This is a genomic window from Actinosynnema sp. NPDC059797, from assembly GCF_042732085.1.
GTDB lineage: Bacteria > Actinomycetota > Actinomycetes > Mycobacteriales > Pseudonocardiaceae > Actinosynnema.
Genome location: NZ_JBHWIE010000758.1, coordinates 1 through 1,145 on the forward strand (window position 1 = coordinate 1; position 1,145 = coordinate 1,145).

General features: G+C 74.8%; 2 protein-coding genes. One reads left to right on the forward strand and one right to left on the reverse strand.

Features of this window, described 5'->3' with window-relative positions:
- The coding region (locus tag ACFV4N_RS43955; protein WP_499678641.1) for a cellulose binding domain-containing protein at positions 1-155 on the forward strand (155 nt) is incomplete at its 5' end.
- Between the two features lie 53 nt (positions 156-208).
- Here the strand turns inward: ACFV4N_RS43955 and ACFV4N_RS43960 are convergent.
- The coding region (locus ACFV4N_RS43960) for a substrate-binding domain-containing protein (protein ID WP_499678640.1) at positions 209-1,145 on the reverse strand (937 nt) is incomplete at its 5' end.

Genomic DNA, 1,145 nt, shown 5'->3' on the forward strand with positions numbered 1-1,145 from the left:
ACCAGTGGAGCGCCAACCGCTCGGGCAACAGCGGCGCGGTGACCTTCACCAACGTCGACTACAACGGCTCCGTCGCACCCGGCCGGACCGTCGAGTTCGGCTTCCAGGCCACCGGCTCCGCCGGCGGCCTGTCCCCCACCTGCGCGGCGCGCTGATGCCCGGCCGCCGGTCGATGCCTCGTCGTCGACCGGCGGCCACCGCCGGCGCCCTACCGCGACGACACGGGCGCCGGCTTGACCGACTCGCCGTGCCGGACCGACATGGGGACACGATGGACCACGGGAGCGCCCCGGTGCCGCCCGCGCCGCTCGGCCGCGGCGAAGAGGACCTCGACCGCCTTCGCGCCCAGCTCGTGGTGCGGCAGCGCGACGGTGGTGAGCCTGGGCCGCACCCAGGAGGCGATGGGGTGGTCGTCGAACGACACCACGGACACGTCGTCGGGCACGGACAGCCCGGCCTCGGCCAGCGCCTGGTAGGCGCCGAAGGCCAGGCGGTCGTTCAGGCACAGCAACGCCTTCGGGCGGTGGTGGCGCAGGATCGCCCGGGTGGTCTCGTAGCCGTCCTCCGGCATCCACTTGGGGCACCGGTGCGCCGTCACCGGTCGGACGCCGGCCGCGTCGAACACCTGGTGGATGCCGACCAGGCGCTCGGCGGCGGCGATGCTGTTCGGCGGGATGTCCTCGACGCCCGGACCGGCGCCGATCAGGTGGACGCCCTCGCGGTGGCCGGCGTCGACGAGGACGCGGGCGGCGGCGCGACCGGCGCCCACCTCGTCGGGCAGCACCGCGGGCAGGGGCGAGTACGCCGCCGGCAGGGCGTTGAGCAGGACGGCCGGGCCGTGGTCCAGCCCCTCGGGCACGGCGACCGGCCTGGTGTACATCGCCGCGAAGACGATGCCGTCGACCCGGCGGTCGTGCATCGCCTCGACCAGGGCCTTCTCCACGTCCGGGTCGCCGCCGCTCTCGCCGAAGAACAGCATGAAGCCCCGCCGGTGGGCCGCCTCCAGCGCGCCCTTGATCATGTTGCCGGCCAGCAGGGAGGAGGCGACGGTGTCGGACACGAACCCGATCGTCTGCGTGCGCCCGGTGCGCAGGCCCACCGAGAGGGTGTTGCGCCGGTAGCCCAGCTGCTGGGCGGTCGAGCGA